This window comes from Clostridium sp. 'White wine YQ', from assembly GCF_028728205.1.
In the GTDB taxonomy this organism is placed as follows: Bacteria; Bacillota; Clostridia; order Clostridiales; family Clostridiaceae; genus Clostridium_T.
Map to the genome: position 1 here is coordinate 1 of NZ_JAQYUU010000018.1, position 14,809 is coordinate 14,809.

At 34.4% G+C, this 14,809-nt stretch carries 13 protein-coding genes and 1 other annotated feature; all 13 genes read right to left on the reverse strand.

Annotated elements, in window-relative coordinates:
- Nucleotides 1-72 precede the first annotated feature (72 nt).
- Entirely contained in the window at nucleotides 73-2,136 is a 2,064-nt protein-coding gene (gene fusA, locus PTZ02_RS19535) for an elongation factor G (RefSeq protein ID WP_274229403.1), read from the reverse strand.
- A gap of 75 nt (nucleotides 2,137-2,211) precedes the next feature.
- Nucleotides 2,212-2,682 (reverse strand): 30S ribosomal protein S7, encoded by a 471-nt coding sequence (gene rpsG / locus PTZ02_RS19540; protein WP_202765673.1) that lies wholly within the window; start codon nucleotides 2,680-2,682, stop codon nucleotides 2,212-2,214.
- A gap of 142 nt (nucleotides 2,683-2,824) precedes the next feature.
- Entirely contained in the window at nucleotides 2,825-3,205 is a 381-nt protein-coding gene (gene rpsL, locus PTZ02_RS19545) for a 30S ribosomal protein S12 (protein WP_202765674.1), read from the reverse strand.
- 52 nt (nucleotides 3,206-3,257) lie between these two features.
- On the reverse strand, nucleotides 3,258-3,494 hold the full coding sequence (locus tag PTZ02_RS19550) for a ribosomal L7Ae/L30e/S12e/Gadd45 family protein (protein ID WP_274229404.1): 237 nt from the start codon (nucleotides 3,492-3,494) through the stop codon (nucleotides 3,258-3,260).
- A 155-nt stretch (nucleotides 3,495-3,649) separates the two neighbouring features.
- Nucleotides 3,650-7,222, reverse strand: coding sequence for a DNA-directed RNA polymerase subunit beta' (rpoC, locus tag PTZ02_RS19555; RefSeq protein WP_274229405.1), 3,573 nt, complete (start codon nucleotides 7,220-7,222; stop codon nucleotides 3,650-3,652).
- Nucleotides 7,223-7,244: 22 nt separating this feature from the next.
- Entirely contained in the window at nucleotides 7,245-10,949 is a 3,705-nt protein-coding gene (rpoB, locus tag PTZ02_RS19560; RefSeq protein ID WP_274229406.1) for a DNA-directed RNA polymerase subunit beta, read from the reverse strand.
- A gap of 300 nt (nucleotides 10,950-11,249) precedes the next feature.
- Nucleotides 11,250-11,615, reverse strand: a complete 366-nt coding sequence (rplL, locus tag PTZ02_RS19565) for a 50S ribosomal protein L7/L12 (RefSeq protein ID WP_202765678.1) — start codon at nucleotides 11,613-11,615, stop codon at nucleotides 11,250-11,252.
- A gap of 38 nt (nucleotides 11,616-11,653) precedes the next feature.
- Entirely contained in the window at nucleotides 11,654-12,160 is a 507-nt protein-coding gene (gene rplJ / locus PTZ02_RS19570; RefSeq protein ID WP_274229407.1) for a 50S ribosomal protein L10, read from the reverse strand.
- 34 nt (nucleotides 12,161-12,194) lie between these two features.
- Nucleotides 12,195-12,324: a sequence feature (ribosomal protein L10 leader region), on the reverse strand.
- A gap of 43 nt (nucleotides 12,325-12,367) precedes the next feature.
- Nucleotides 12,368-13,057 carry a 50S ribosomal protein L1 gene (gene rplA / locus PTZ02_RS19575; RefSeq protein WP_202765680.1) on the reverse strand — a complete coding sequence of 230 codons (690 nt, stop codon included), beginning with the start codon at nucleotides 13,055-13,057 and terminating at the stop codon, nucleotides 12,368-12,370.
- A 54-nt stretch (nucleotides 13,058-13,111) separates the two neighbouring features.
- On the reverse strand, nucleotides 13,112-13,537 hold the full coding sequence (gene rplK, locus PTZ02_RS19580; protein ID WP_274229408.1) for a 50S ribosomal protein L11: 426 nt from the start codon (nucleotides 13,535-13,537) through the stop codon (nucleotides 13,112-13,114).
- 84 nt (nucleotides 13,538-13,621) lie between these two features.
- Nucleotides 13,622-14,143: a transcription termination/antitermination protein NusG gene (gene nusG, locus PTZ02_RS19585; RefSeq protein WP_202765682.1), complete on the reverse strand. Its 522-nt coding sequence runs from the start codon at nucleotides 14,141-14,143 to the stop codon at nucleotides 13,622-13,624.
- A 34-nt stretch (nucleotides 14,144-14,177) separates the two neighbouring features.
- Nucleotides 14,178-14,411, reverse strand: coding sequence for a preprotein translocase subunit SecE (gene secE / locus PTZ02_RS19590; RefSeq protein WP_274229409.1), 234 nt, complete (start codon nucleotides 14,409-14,411; stop codon nucleotides 14,178-14,180).
- A gap of 38 nt (nucleotides 14,412-14,449) precedes the next feature.
- A complete protein-coding gene (rpmG, locus tag PTZ02_RS19595) occupies nucleotides 14,450-14,599 on the reverse strand; it encodes a 50S ribosomal protein L33 (protein ID WP_202765684.1) in 150 nt (49 codons plus the stop codon).
- Nucleotides 14,600-14,809 lie beyond the last annotated feature (210 nt).

Genomic DNA, 14,809 nt, shown 5'->3' on the forward strand with positions numbered 1-14,809 from the left:
GTTTGTTTCTTTCAAATTTTGCCTTTGACATTGTTTGATTCCTCCCTTATAACTTTAAAATGTTATATTAAATTAAGCTTTTTTTCCTACAACTTGTTCTTGAATACTCTTTGGCATTTCTTCATAGTGATCGAATACCATTGAATATACACCTCTACCTTGAGTTCTTGATCTCAATGTAGTTGCATATCCAAACATTTCTGCTAGTGGAACGAATGCTCTTATTACTTGAGCTCCGTTTAAAGCTTCCATACCTTCAATTCTTCCTCTTCTTGAGTTAAGGTCACCCATAACATCTCCCATGTACTCTTCTGGCATAGTAACTTCAACCTTCATTGTAGGTTCAAGTAATACTGGGTTTGCTTTAGCCATAGCATTCTTAAACGCCATAGATCCAGCAATCTTAAATGCCATTTCAGATGAGTCAACTTCATGGTAAGATCCATGAACTAATTTAACCTTAAAGTTAATAACTGGATATCCAGCTAAAATACCATTCTTAGAAGCTTCTTGAATACCATTATCGATAGCTGGAATATATTCTCTTGGAATAGCTCCTCCAACTACAGCATTTTCAAATGCATATTCGCCTTCTGTTGGTTCCATTTCAATAATACAGTGACCGTATTGTCCTTTACCACCTGATTGCTTAGCATACTTAGCTTCTGCTTTAACAGCAGCTCTAATAGTTTCTTTGTAAGCAACTTGTGGAGCACCTACGTTACACTCTACTTTGAATTCTCTTGTAAGTCTATCAACTATAATTTCAAGGTGTAATTCACCCATACCTGCTATAATTGTTTGACCAGTTTCAGTATCAGTCCAAGTTTTGAATGATGGATCTTCTTCAGCTAACTTAGCTAATGCTATACCCATCTTTTCTTGGCTAGCCTTAGTTTTTGGTTCAATAGCTACTCTAATAACTGGTTCTGGGAATTCCATAGATTCAAGAACTATTGGAGTATCTTCATCACATAAAGTATCACCAGTAGTAGTGTTCTTTAATCCGATTACTGCTCCTAATTCTCCTGCTTCTAATTCTTCAACTTCTTCTCTAGTATTAGCATGCATTTTAACTAGTCTTCCGATTCTTTCTTTCTTACCCTTAGTTGAGTTAAGAACATAAGAACCACTATGCATTACTCCTGAGTATATTCTTGTGAATGCTAACTTACCAACGAATGGGTCAGTAGCGATTTTGAATGCTAAAGCTGACATTGGTACATCATCAGCTGCTTCTCTTGAATCTTCTTTTCCATCTAAAGTTGTTCCTTGAACAGCTGGAATATCTAATGGTGATGGTAAGAAATCAACAACACCATCAATCATTTGTTGTACTCCTTTGTTCTTATATGAAGAACCACAAATACATGGTACTATTTCATTGCCAATTGTAGCTTTTCTTAAAGCACTCTTTAACTCTTCTTCAGTTATTTCTTCACCATCAAGGTATTTCATCATTAACTCTTCATCAGTTTCAGCAATTGCTTCAATCATTGCAGATCTGTATTCTTCTGCTTGATCAACTAAATCAGCTGGAATATCTTCTTCTCTTACGTCTTTACCTAAATCATCATAGTATATTTCAGCCTTATTCTTTATAAGATCTATAATACCTTTGAATTGATCTTCAGCTCCAACTGGAATTTGTATTGGCACTGCATTAGCTTTTAATCTATCTCTTACAGTGTTAACACATCTGAAGAAATCTGCTCCAGTAGCATCCATTTTATTTACATAGATCATTCTTGGAACACCGTATTTATCTGCCTGTCTCCATACTGTCTCAGTTTGAGGTTCAACCCCTGATTTTGCATCTAGAACTGTAACAGCACCATCAAGTACTCTTAATGATCTTTCAACTTCGATTGTGAAATCTACGTGTCCTGGTGTATCTATTATATTTAATTCATGTTCTTTCCAAACACATGTTGTTGCAGCTGAAGTAATTGTTATACCTCTTTCTTGTTCTTGAACCATCCAGTCCATAGTAGCTGCGCCTTCATGAACTTCTCCTATTTTATGACTTCTTCCAGTATAGAATAATATACGCTCAGTAGTTGTAGTCTTACCAGCATCTATATGAGCCATTATTCCAAAGTTACGGAATTTCTCTAAAGGATATTTTCTAGCCATGAAATATTTCCTCCTCTCGAATATATAATTAAATTTAACAAAACTGTTTTGGCCTTCGCCAAAACAGTTTTAAGATTAGTATCTGTAATGAGCAAATGCTTTATTAGCTTCAGCCATTTTATGAGTATCTTCTCTCTTCTTAACAGCTGCTCCAGTATTGTTAGATGCATCAATTAATTCTGCAGCTAACTTTTCTCTCATGTACTTTTCGCTTCTTTTTCTTACAGCAGTAAGTATCCATCTGATTCCTAGAGTCTGTCTTCTTTCAGGTCTAACTTCTATCGGTACTTGATAGTTAGCTCCACCTATTCTTCTTGCTTTTACTTCTAACAATGGCATTACATTGTTCATTGCTGCCTCAAATACTTCCATTGCTTCTTTTCCTGTTTTTTGTTCAATGATTTCAAATGCTCCGTAGCATATTTTTTGAGCTACACCTTTTTTACCATCTTCCATGATACTGTTTATAAATTTAGTAACAACTTTTGAATTGTACACTGGATCTGGTAATACATCTCTTTTAGCTATATGTCCTTTTCTTGGCACTTTTCTTCCCTCCTTAACAATTTAGTTTAAGTTCACTGGTACTCGACAGTGTTTGCCGCAAAGTGCTCTGGCTTCCGCAATCTATATAAAACATAATTATCTATCTATGTAAACGCTGAAGACATTGCACTAAATTAGCAAATTACTTTGCTGCCTTTGGTCTCTTTGCACCATATTTTGATCTGGATTGCATTCTGTTTGCAACTCCAGCACAGTCAAGAGCTCCTCTAACGATGTGGTATCTTACACCGGGAAGATCCTTAACTCTTCCACCTCTTATAAGAACAACACTGTGTTCTTGTAAGTTGTGACCTACTCCACCGATATAAGCAGTTACTTCGTAACCGTTAGTTAATCTAACTCTTGCTATTTTTCTTAAAGCTGAGTTTGGTTTCTTTGGAGTTGTAGTTTTAACAACAGTACATACCCCTCTTTTTTGTGGATTTTCTTTTAGTGCTGGTGCAGTTGATTTAGCTGCTATTGTCTTTCTGCCTTTTCTAACTAATTGGCTAATAGTTGGCATGTTTTCACCTCCTGATTTTCTATTATCTATTTTAATTTAGATATTAGCTCTTTTATAGTATTAGAGTTGCAGATGATCCAACTTCTATACTACACATTTTGCCTAATTCCCTCATGGTGTCAATATATACTACTTTTATGTTTTTACCTTCAGCTAACTCTACTAAAGGAGAAATTAGCCTTTCGTCTGCATCTTTAGCTACATATAATTCAACGCCTTGACCATTTTTAATAGCCTTCGCACATTGTTTAATACCAATAAGCTTTTTACCTACTAGTCTGTCTATCATGAGATACCCCCTAATTACACAGAACATGGGCAAAGTTTATTTAAAACTTTGCCTCATATAATCATGTAGACAAATGCATACTAAAGTGTAGCTTTGCAAATCACACAAAGATTATTTTATCATCTAAGCATACACATGTCAATAATATTGATTTGTTATTCCTCAATAGAATTCACGATAGAATTTTCATCAAAACTCTCTAAAGTATCGTCTACTCCAACCTCTGCTAGGTTATCTTCAGTGTTAAGTTTTACAGTTCTATATCTTAACATACCTGTACCAGCTGGAATCAACTTACCTATGATTACATTTTCTTTCAATCCTAGTAATGGATCAATCTTTCCTTTTATTGCTGCATCTGTAAGAACTCTTGTAGTTTCTTGGAATGATGCTGCAGAAAGGAAACTATCTGTTGCAAGAGCTGCTTTTGTGATTCCTAGAAGCACTTGTTCACCTTGTGCTACTTCTCCACCAAAAGCCGTTACTCTTTCGTTTTCTTCAGCAAAGTCAAACATATCTATCATTGTTCCTGGAAGTAGGTCAGTATCTCCAGACTCAGAAATCTTAATCTTTCTAGTCATTTGTCTGATTACTACTTCAAGATGCTTATCATTAATATCAACACCTTGTAATCTGTAAACTTTTTGAACTTCTGAAAGAAGATATTGTCTTGCTCCGTCAACACCTTTAATTCCCATGATATCATGAGGATTAACTGAACCTTCAGTTATTTCATCTCCTGCTACTATTATGTCTCCATCGTTCACTTTTATTCTTGATCCGAATGGTATATCATAACTTTTTTCTTCGCCTTCATTTGAAATAACATTAACAATTCTCTTTTTCTTTGTTTCTTCAATGCTTACAGTACCAGGAATTTCACTTACTATTGCTAATCCCTTAGGTTTTCTTGCTTCAAACAATTCTTCAACTCTAGGAAGACCTTGAGTTATATCTGCTCCAGCAACTCCACCTGTATGGAATGTTCTCATTGTAAGCTGTGTACCTGGTTCTCCAATTGATTGAGCTGCAATAATTCCAACAGCTTCACCAATGTTAATTTTTTGTCCAGTTGCCATGTTCATACCATAGCATTTAGCACAAACACCAATCTTTGACTTACATGTGAAGACAGATCTTATTTTAACCTTTTTAACTCCAGCCTTAACTATTTTTTCAGCTAAGTAAGTATCCATATATGTGTCTCTTGGCACAATTATATCTCCTGATGATGGATCTATTATATCCTCAGCATTATATCTACCAGTTAATCTTTCTTTTAAAGGTTCAATTACTTCATTTCCTTCTTTGATATCACTTACAACAATACCATCAGTTGCACCACAATCTTCACTTCTTACTATAACATCTTGTGATACATCAACTAATCTTCTTGTTAAGTATCCAGAATCGGCAGTCTTTAACGCTGTATCTGCATTACCTTTTCTAGCTCCATGTGTTGAAATGAAGTATTCTAATATATCAAGACCTTCTCTGAATGATGCTCTGATAGGTTGCTCAATAATCTTACCAGAAGGATTTGCCATAAGTCCTCTCATACCAGCAAGTTGCTTAATTTGAGACTTAGAACCTCTGGCTCCTGAGTCTGCCATCATGAATATTGGATTAAATCTATCCATACTATCCATAAGTGCATTCGCAACTTCTTCAGTTGTATCAGTCCACTTTTGAATTACTCTGTCATATCTTTCTTCATCTGAAATAAGACCTCTTCTGAACATTTTTTCAATCTTATCTACAGTTTCATCAGTTTCTTTAAGTAATTCATACTTTCTATCTGGAACTATCATATCAGATGCTGCTATAGTTATAGCACCAATTGATGAATAGTGATATCCAGTAGCCTTTATATTATCTAACATTATTGATGTTTTTATAGGTCCGTGTTTTACATAACACTTATCTATAATTCCACCTAATGTTTTCTTAGTTACTAGGAAATCTACTTCTAAGTTAAGCATTTCGCCTTCTTTAGTTCTATCAACATATCCTAAATCTTGAGGAATTGATTCATTAAATATAATCTTTCCAACTGTAGTTTTAATAATTCCAGTCTTAACAACACCATCAATAGTTTTAGAAACTTTAACATTGATTTTAGCATGAATATTAATTTCTTTTAGCGAGTAAGCCATTAAAACTTCATCTACTGAAGAGAAGTAAGAACCTTCCCCCTTAACTCCATCCTTATCAACTGTTAAATAATATGAACCTAAAACCATATCTTGTGTTGGAACTGAAACTGGCTTTCCATCAGATGGCTTAAGTATATTTCCTGCTGCAAGCATTAAGAATCTTGCTTCTGCTTGAGCTTCTACTGATAAAGGAACGTGTACAGCCATTTGGTCTCCATCAAAGTCAGCGTTATATGCTGTACATACTAATGGATGTAACTTAATAGCTCTTCCTTCAACTAGTACTGGTTGGAATGCTTGAATTCCAAGTCTATGAAGAGTAGGTGCACGGTTAAGTAATACTGGATGATCCATGATAACTTCTTCAAGAACATCCCATACTTGTGGACTAACTCTTTCAACCATTCTTTTTGCAGCTTTGATGTTGTGTGCAACTCCATCTTGAACAAGCTTTTTCATTACGAATGGTTTAAATAATTCTAATGCCATTTCTTTTGGAAGACCACATTGATACATCTTTAATTCAGGTCCAACAACTATAACTGATCTACCTGAATAGTCAACTCTCTTACCTAGTAAGTTTTGTCTAAATCTTCCTTGTTTTCCTTTAAGCATATCTGATAATGACTTAAGTGGTCTATTTCCTGGTCCTGTTACAGGTCTCCCTCTTCTTCCATTATCTATCAATGCATCTACTGCTTCTTGAAGCATTCTTTTTTCGTTTCTAACAATGATGTCTGGTGCTCCAAGATCAAGTAATTTTTTAAGTCTATTGTTTCTGTTAATAACTCTTCTATATAAGTCATTTAAATCAGAAGTTGCAAATCTTCCACCGTCTAATTGAACCATAGGTCTTAAATCTGGTGGTATTACTGGTATTACATCAATTATCATCCATTCAGGATTGTTTCCTGACTTTCTGAATGACTCAACCACTTCTAATCTTCTTATAATTCTAATTTTCTTTTGTCCTGTACTTTGTTTTAATTCTTCTTTTAACTCAACAGAACCTTTTTCTAAATCAATTTCTGCAAGTAATTGCTTAATTGATTCAGCTCCCATTCCTGCACTGAAACTTTCTTCTCCATATTTATCACAAGCTTCTCTATATTCTTTTTCATTTAATAGTTGCTTTTTCAATAATGGAGTTTCTTTTGGATCAATTACAACATAAGAAGCAAAATATAATATCTTTTCAAGTGCTCTTGGTGACATATCTAATATTAATCCCATTCTAGATGGAATACCTTTGAAGTACCATATATGAGATACTGGGGCTGCTAATTCTATGTGCCCCATTCTCTCTCTTCTAACTTTTGCCTTTGTTACTTCAACACCACATCTGTCACAAACAATTCCCTTATATCTTACTCTCTTATATTTTCCACAATGACATTCCCAGTCTTTTATTGGTCCAAATATCCTTTCGCAGAATAGACCATCTCTTTCTGGTTTTAAAGTTCTATAGTTTATAGTTTCTGGTTTTTTAACTTCGCCTCTAGACCATTCTCTTATTTGTTCTGGTGATGCTAAGCCAATTTGCAAAGCATCAAAATTATTTAATTCGATCAAGGGTTTATCCTCCCTTCATAAATTAGTGTTCATCATTAAAATCATCAAGTTCTAAATCTTCTTGGAATTCTTCTAACTGAAAAGAATCATAGTCTAATTCTTCTTCTAATTCTTCATCAGTAGTTAAGTAACTGTCATCTCCCTCTGGTGCTGGTGGAACAATGTCTTCATTGCCTTCTATATTTACATCTAATTCAGCAGTTTCTTCATCTTCTCCAAGTTCTTTTAGCTTAACTTCTTGATTTTCATCATTAAGCACTTTAACATCTAAGCATAAAGCTTGAAGTTCTTTTATAAGAACCTTAAATGATTCTGGCACTCCTGGTTCAGGTATGTTTTCACCCTTAACTATAGCTTCATAAGTTTTAACTCTACCTACAACATCATCAGATTTTACAGTTAATATTTCTTGAAGTGTGTGTGCAGCTCCATATGCTTCTAGAGCCCAAACTTCCATTTCTCCGAATCTTTGACCACCAAATTGAGCTTTACCTCCAAGTGGTTGTTGAGTTACTAATGAATATGGTCCAGTACTTCTAGCATGAATCTTATCATCAACTAAATGGGCAAGTTTTAAAATATACATTATCCCAACAGTAACTTCATTATCAAAAGGTTCACCTGTTCTACCATCATATAAAACAGTTTTACCATTAGCATTGTATCCAGCTTGTTCTAGACATTCTTCAATATCTTTTTCTGTAGCTCCATCAAATACCGGAGTAGCTATATGCCATCCAAGCTTGCTTGCAGCCCAACCTAAGTGAACTTCCAACACCTGACCAATGTTCATACGTGAAGGAACTCCTAGTGGATTTAAACAGATTTGAAGTGGTCTTCCATCTGGTAAGAATGGCATATCTTCTTCAGGTAATACTCTTGAGACAACCCCTTTATTACCATGACGTCCAGCCATCTTATCTCCTACAGATATTTTTCTCTTTTGAGCTATATAACATCTTACTAGTTCATTTACTCCTGGAGTAAGTTCATCTCCATTTTCTCTAGTAAACACTTTTACATCTACAATTATACCAGCTTCTCCGTGAGGAACTCTTAAAGAAGTATCTCTTACTTCTCTAGCTTTTTCACCAAAGATTGCTCTTAATAATCTTTCTTCTGCAGTTAATTCAGTTTCTCCCTTTGGAGTAACTTTTCCAACTAGAATATCTCCTGATCTAACTTCAGCACCTATTCTGATGATTCCTCTCTCGTCTAAATCTCTAATTGCATCTTCACCAACATTAGGTATATCTCTTGTAATTTCTTCAGGTCCTAATTTAGTATCTCTAGCTTCACATTCATATTCTTCTATATGAATTGAAGTAAATACATCTTCTCTTACCAATTCTTCAGATATTAGCATAGCATCCTCATAGTTATAACCTTCCCATGTTATGAATCCCATTCTAATATTCTTTCCTAAAGCAATTTCTCCTAAATCAGTAGAAGGTCCATCAGCTAATACAGTTCCTTCTGATACTACTTCTCCTTTAGAAACAATTGGTCTCTGATTTATACATGTACCTTGGTTACTTCTCTTAAACTTAAGTAGTCTGTATATATCAGTTCCACCATCAGAATCTCTTTTAACTCTAATTTCATTACCACTAACATAAGATACTACCCCTGCATTTCTTGCCTTAGGTAATACCCCTAAGTCAACTGCAGCTTTATATTCTATACCTGTTCCCACGATAGGAGCTTGTGGTTTTAATAGTGGTACAGCTTGACGTTGCATGTTTGATCCCATCAGTGCTCTTGATGCATCATCGTTCTCTAAGAATGGTATCATAGCTGTTGCTACAGATACTATTTGTCTTGGAGATACATCCATCAAATCAACATCTTCTCTTGGAATAACAAGTACGTCTTCTAAATATCTAACAGTAACTCTTGAATCAACAAAACGTAGTTCTTCATCTAAAGGCTCATTTGCTTGAGCAACGTAGTATTGATCTTCTACATCAGCTGTAAAATATCTAACATCTTTTTCAATTATTCCTGTTTCTTTATCTACAACTCTATATGGAGTTTCTATAAATCCATATTCATTAACTCTTGCATAAGTTGCAAGAGAGTTTATTAATCCTATGTTTGGTCCTTCTGGTGTTTCTATAGGACACATTCTTCCATAATGTGAATGGTGAACGTCTCTTACTTCAAAACCAGCTCTTTCTCTTGAAAGACCTCCTGGTCCAAGAGCAGATAACCTTCTTTTATGTGTTAATTCAGATAATGGATTAATCTGATCCATGAACTGAGAAAGTTGTGAACTACCGAAGAATTCTTTGATAGCTGCAGCAACTGGTCTTATGTTAATTAACACTTGCGGAGTGATTCCTTCTTGGTCTTGAATAGTCATTCTTTCTTTAACTACTCTTTCCATTCTAGATAAACCAATTCTAAATTGATTTTGTAAAAGTTCACCTACGCTTCTAACTCTTCTATTACCTAAATGATCTATATCATCCACATACCCTATACCATAAGCTAAGCCTATTTCATAACTTATTGTTGCATACATATCATCTCTGATTATATGTTTTGGTATAAGTCTAGTAATATTCTTTTTGATTGCATCCTTTATATCTTCTTCATCTGAATAGGTTTCAAGGATTTCTTTTAATGTTGGATAGTGAACAAATTCTCTAATATTTAATTCTTCTGGATCAAAGCTCACATGTTTACTTAGATCAACAAAATGATTACCTATTACTCTGATAACTCTGTCATCAACTAGTACATCAACTGAATTTATTCCTATATTTTGAATTTCTTCTGCCATTTTTCTCGTGATCTTTTGACCTTTTTCAACAAGAACTTCTCCTGTTTCAGGATTCACGATATCCAAAGCTGCTATTTGATTAACAATTCTAAGATTTATGGCTAACTTCTTATTAAATTTGTATCTTCCAACTCTTGATAAATCATATCTCTTTGCATCAAAGAAAAGAGAATCAATAAGTGATACTGCGCTATCAACTGTTGGAGGTTCACCTGGTCTTAATCTCTTATATATTTCTAATAGAGCTTCTTCTTTTGTTTTAGTATTATCTTTTTCAATTGTTGCTTTAAATCTTTCTTCTTCTCCGAAATACTCTAAAAGCTCACCATCGGTTCCAAATCCCATGGCTCTAGCAAGTATTGTAATTGGAAGTTTTCTTGTTTTATCAATCCTTACATATATTACATCATTAGAATCTGTTTCATATTCTAACCATGCACCTCTGTTTGGAATAACTGTTGAAGAAAAAAGTTTTTTACCACTTTTATCTCTCGCAACACTATAATAAACTCCTGGAGATCTAACCAATTGGCTAACTATAACTCTTTCAGCACCGTTTATTATAAAAGTACCTTGCTCAGTCATTAATGGGAAATCTCCCATGAAAACCTCTTGCTCTTTAATTTCGCCTGTTTCCTTGTTCTGTAGCCTTACTGATACTTTTAAAGGCGCTGCATAAGTCGCATCTCTCTCTTTGCACTCTTCTACTGAGTACTTAATATTTTCCTTATCTAAGTTGAAGTCAGTAAATTCTAAAACTAAGTTACCTGTAAAGTTCGATATTGGGTTTACATCTTCAAAAACCTCATAAAGACCTTCTTTTAGGAACCAGTTATAAGAATCTAATTGTACCTCAATTAGATTTGGCATGTCAGTAACTTCTTTAACCTTAGCGAAGCTCATTCTAGTTCTTTTTCCCACTTGGACAGGATGTACCATCAACTTTCACCCCTTGTTTAAACTAAAATAACCAAAAGTACGTACTTCCCCCTTTAAGGAAAGCCACTTTCGGGTAATGTCATCATTTTAGTATAACCATTTTCTTCATTTATTATACGGTTATCCTAAAATTATATATACTAATCCATATTGAATAGTACATTAAATGATAATATCATAACAAATTTGGTATGTCAATGCTAATTAAGAATTTAAACCCTAAATTAACACTTTTTTAAAGTTATTTTGAAGAAACTAAAGAGGTGCTAATAATAGCACCTCTTTTATGCTAAACAGAAATTATTTTACTTCAACTTCTGCTCCAACTTCAGCTAATTTAGCTTTGATATCTTCAGCTTCTTCTTTAGCTACAGCTTCTTTTAATGTCTTAGGAGCTCCGTCAACTATTTCTTTAGCTTCCTTTAATCCTAATCCAGTTATTTCTCTAACAACTTTGATAACTTTGATTTTGTTAGCTCCAGCGCTAGCTAAAACTACATCAAATTCAGTTTTTTCTTCAGCAGCAGCTCCTGGTGCAGCAACACCTGCAGCAGCTACTGGTGCAGCAGCACTTACTCCGAATTCTTCTTCACAAGCTTTTACTAAATCATTTAATTCTAAAACGCTCATTGCTTTTATAGCGTCAATTATTTGTTCCTTTGTCATTTTTTAGCACCTCCGAAATTTTTTAAACTTTTTATTTTTTATTCAGCTGATTCTGATTCTTTTTTATCTTTAACTGCATTTAATAAGTATGCAAGATTTGATAATGGAGCCTTGAAGCTTCCAAGAAGTTTCGCAATAAGAACTTCCTTTGGTGGTATTTCAGCAAGTTGTTTAACTTTTTCTGAATCATACACTTCTCCAGCTACTAAACCAGCTTTTAATTCTAATTTCTTATGACCTTTAGCGAAATCATTTAATACTCTTGCAGGAGCTGTTGCATCTTCATAACCTATTGCTACAGATACTGGTCCTTCTAAATATTGAACAATTCCTTCATGGCCTAATTCTTTTGCTGCTAATGTTACTAAAGTATTTTTATATACCTTGTATTCTATACCAGCTTCTCTAAGACTCTTTCTAAGTTGAGTATCTTCTTCAACTGTTAATCCTTGATAATTTGCAAGAACAACTGATTGAGCTTTCTCTAACTTTTCTTTAATCTCAGCAACTTTAGCTTCTTTTAATTGTCTATTCTTGTTTGCCACTGTGTGTCCACCTCCTCACAGTCTATTACTGCTTTTTATAATTAAGAAAGGGTCTCTCCGCAGACCAGGAAAGACCCATTACATTCAAATGTATGGAACCCTCGGTAGGTCGATATACGTTATGCATTAGCACCCACTGTCTACGGTACACCTATTCAGTTATCACAACGAAATCAATTCTACCATAAGGATTGATCATTGTCAATATTATTCTAAAACTTTAACAGGATTAACTTTTACTCCAGGTCCCATTGTAGCTGATAAAGAAACTGACTTAACGTATTGTCCTTTTGCAGCTGCTGGTTTAGCTTTAACTATAGCTTCCATTAAAGTACGGAAGTTATCAGCTAATTTTTCTACTCCAAAAGATTTCTTTCCAATTGGACAGTGTACTATAGCTGTTTTATCAACTCTGTACTCAACTTTACCTGCTTTAATATCTGCTATTGCTTTAGCAACATCAAATGTAACTGTTCCTGATTTTGGGTTTGGCATTAATCCCTTAGGTCCTAATACTCTACCTAATCTTCCAACAACACCCATCATATCTGGAGTTGCTACAACTACATCGTAGTCAAACCAATTTTCACTTTGAATTTTTGTAACTAGTTCTTCTGCTCCAACGAAATCAGCTCCAGCAGCTTCTGCTTCCTTTGCTTTATCTCCTTTAGCGAAAACTAATACCTTTACTGATCTACCAGTACCGTGTGGTAATACTACAGCACCTCTTACTTGTTGATCAGCATGTCTTGGATCTACACCTAATCTTACGTGTATTTCTATTGTTTCATCAAACTTTGCTTTAGCAGTTTTAACAGCTAAATCTAAAGCTTCTGATGGAGTGTATAAAGCACTCTTATCAACTAATTTTGCACTTTCAACATAATTCTTTCCCATATATAAGCCTCCTTTGTGGTATTAACGGTTTTTACCTCCCACCGATTCAAGAAATTATTCGACTACAGTTACTCCCATACTTCTAGCAGTACCTTCAATCATACTCATAGCTGTTTCAACTGATGCAGCATTTAAATCTGGCATCTTTAATTCAGCTATCTTTCTAATTTGTTCCTTAGTTATTTTACCAACCTTAGTTCTGTTTGGTACTCCTGAACCACTTTCTAATCCTAATTCCTTCTTAATTAAAACAGCAGCTGGTGGAGTTTTTAGTATAAAACTAAAAGATCTGTCTTGGTATACTGTTATAACTACTGGTATTATTAAACCAGCCTTATCAGCAGTCTTAGCATTGAACTCCTTACAGAATCCCATTATATTAACCCCATGTTGTCCTAATGCTGGACCAACTGGTGGAGCTGGTGTTGCTTTTCCTGCAGCAAGTTGAAGTTTAATCATTCCTGTTACTTTCTTAGCCATCTGTTATTCCTCCTATACTGTGGTAATACGGGCTTATGCCCTCCCACTTAATTAAGACCTTGGTCTCTATTTGTAAAATTAGTATTAAACTAATTTTTCAACTTGATTAAATTCTGCTTCGATTGACGTTTCTCTACCGAAGAATTCAGCTAAGGCTTTTACCTTGCGCTTTTCAGTGTTTACTTCTACTATTGTAGCAACCATGTCCTTAAATGGACCTGATGAAATCCTAACACTTTCTCCAACTTCTAAATAAATCTCCTCAGGAATATCTACAACTCCCATTGAGTCAACTTCTTCATCAGTAAGAGGAACTGGTTTGGATCCTGGTCCTACAAATCCTGTAACTCCTCTTGTGTTTCTTACAACATACCAAGAGTCGTCATTCATGATCATTTTCACTAAAACATACCCTGGAAACTTCTTTTTAAGGGTAACCTTTTGTTTACCATCTTTTTCTTCAACGGATTCTTCCATCGGAACTTGCATATCATGTATTAAACCTTCAAGTCCTCTATTCTCTATGGTTTTCTCAAGGTTGGCCTTAACTTTATTTTCATATCCTGAATATGTGTGTACTACGTACCATCTAGCTCTTTCACTCATATTATACAGATGAACAGCTCATCCAAACCTCCCTTTATTTTAATTTAAAAATTAATTCAAAGAGGTTTTTAAAAACAAGGTCGAACCCGCCTACTAACACTATGTAAAATAGTGTAAAGGCTACTGTTGCTATAAAGGCTTTCTTTGCTTCATTCTTATTAGGCCATGTTATTCTTTTAACTTCAGCCTTAACCTCTCTAAAAAACTTAACAATGCCTGCTTCTTTTTTTGATGCAGACTCTTTTTTAACCTTGCCATTGACAGCCATTTTTATTCACATCCTTAAAATTGCTGAAACCTAAAAGATTATTTTGTTTCTCTGTGAAGAGTATGTTTTTTACAAAACTTGCAGTACTTTTTCATTTCTAATCTATCTGGGTCATTTTTCTTATTCTTCATTGAGTTATAGTTTCTTTGTTTGCACTCTGTGCAAGCTAAAGTTATCTTTACTCTCATGGTCTGCACCTCCAGTTTATTATATATAACGTAAACTAAAACACAGTATATAAATCTACACTATGTCAGTTACTTCATTACATTATCACAAATATATAACAAAGTCAATAATTTGTTCCTATTTAAAGGACCAGGTGTCAAACCCAGTCCTTGAATATTCTGTATTATTTAACTATAGTAGTAACAACTCCAGAACCTACAGTTCTTCCA

Coding starts and splice junctions, on each gene's coding strand:
- fusA (WP_274229403.1), bottom strand. CDS start 2,136: ATGGCTAGAAAATATCCTTTAGAGAAATTCCGTAACTTTGGAATAATG.
- rpsL (WP_202765674.1), bottom strand. CDS start 3,205: ATGCCAACTATTAGCCAATTAGTTAGAAAAGGCAGAAAGACAATAGCA.
- PTZ02_RS19550 (WP_274229404.1), bottom strand. CDS start 3,494: ATGATAGACAGACTAGTAGGTAAAAAGCTTATTGGTATTAAACAATGT.
- rpoB (WP_274229406.1), bottom strand. CDS start 10,949: ATGGTACATCCTGTCCAAGTGGGAAAAAGAACTAGAATGAGCTTCGCT.
- rplL (WP_202765678.1), bottom strand. CDS start 11,615: ATGACAAAGGAACAAATAATTGACGCTATAAAAGCAATGAGCGTTTTA.
- rplA (WP_202765680.1), bottom strand. CDS start 13,057: ATGGGAAAGAATTATGTTGAAAGTGCAAAATTAGTTGATAAGAGTGCT.
- rplK (WP_274229408.1), bottom strand. CDS start 13,537: ATGGCTAAGAAAGTAACAGGAATGATTAAACTTCAACTTGCTGCAGGA.
- nusG (WP_202765682.1), bottom strand. CDS start 14,143: ATGAGTGAAAGAGCTAGATGGTACGTAGTACACACATATTCAGGATAT.
- secE (WP_274229409.1), bottom strand. CDS start 14,411: ATGGCTGTCAATGGCAAGGTTAAAAAAGAGTCTGCATCAAAAAAAGAA.
- rpmG (WP_202765684.1), bottom strand. CDS start 14,599: ATGAGAGTAAAGATAACTTTAGCTTGCACAGAGTGCAAACAAAGAAAC.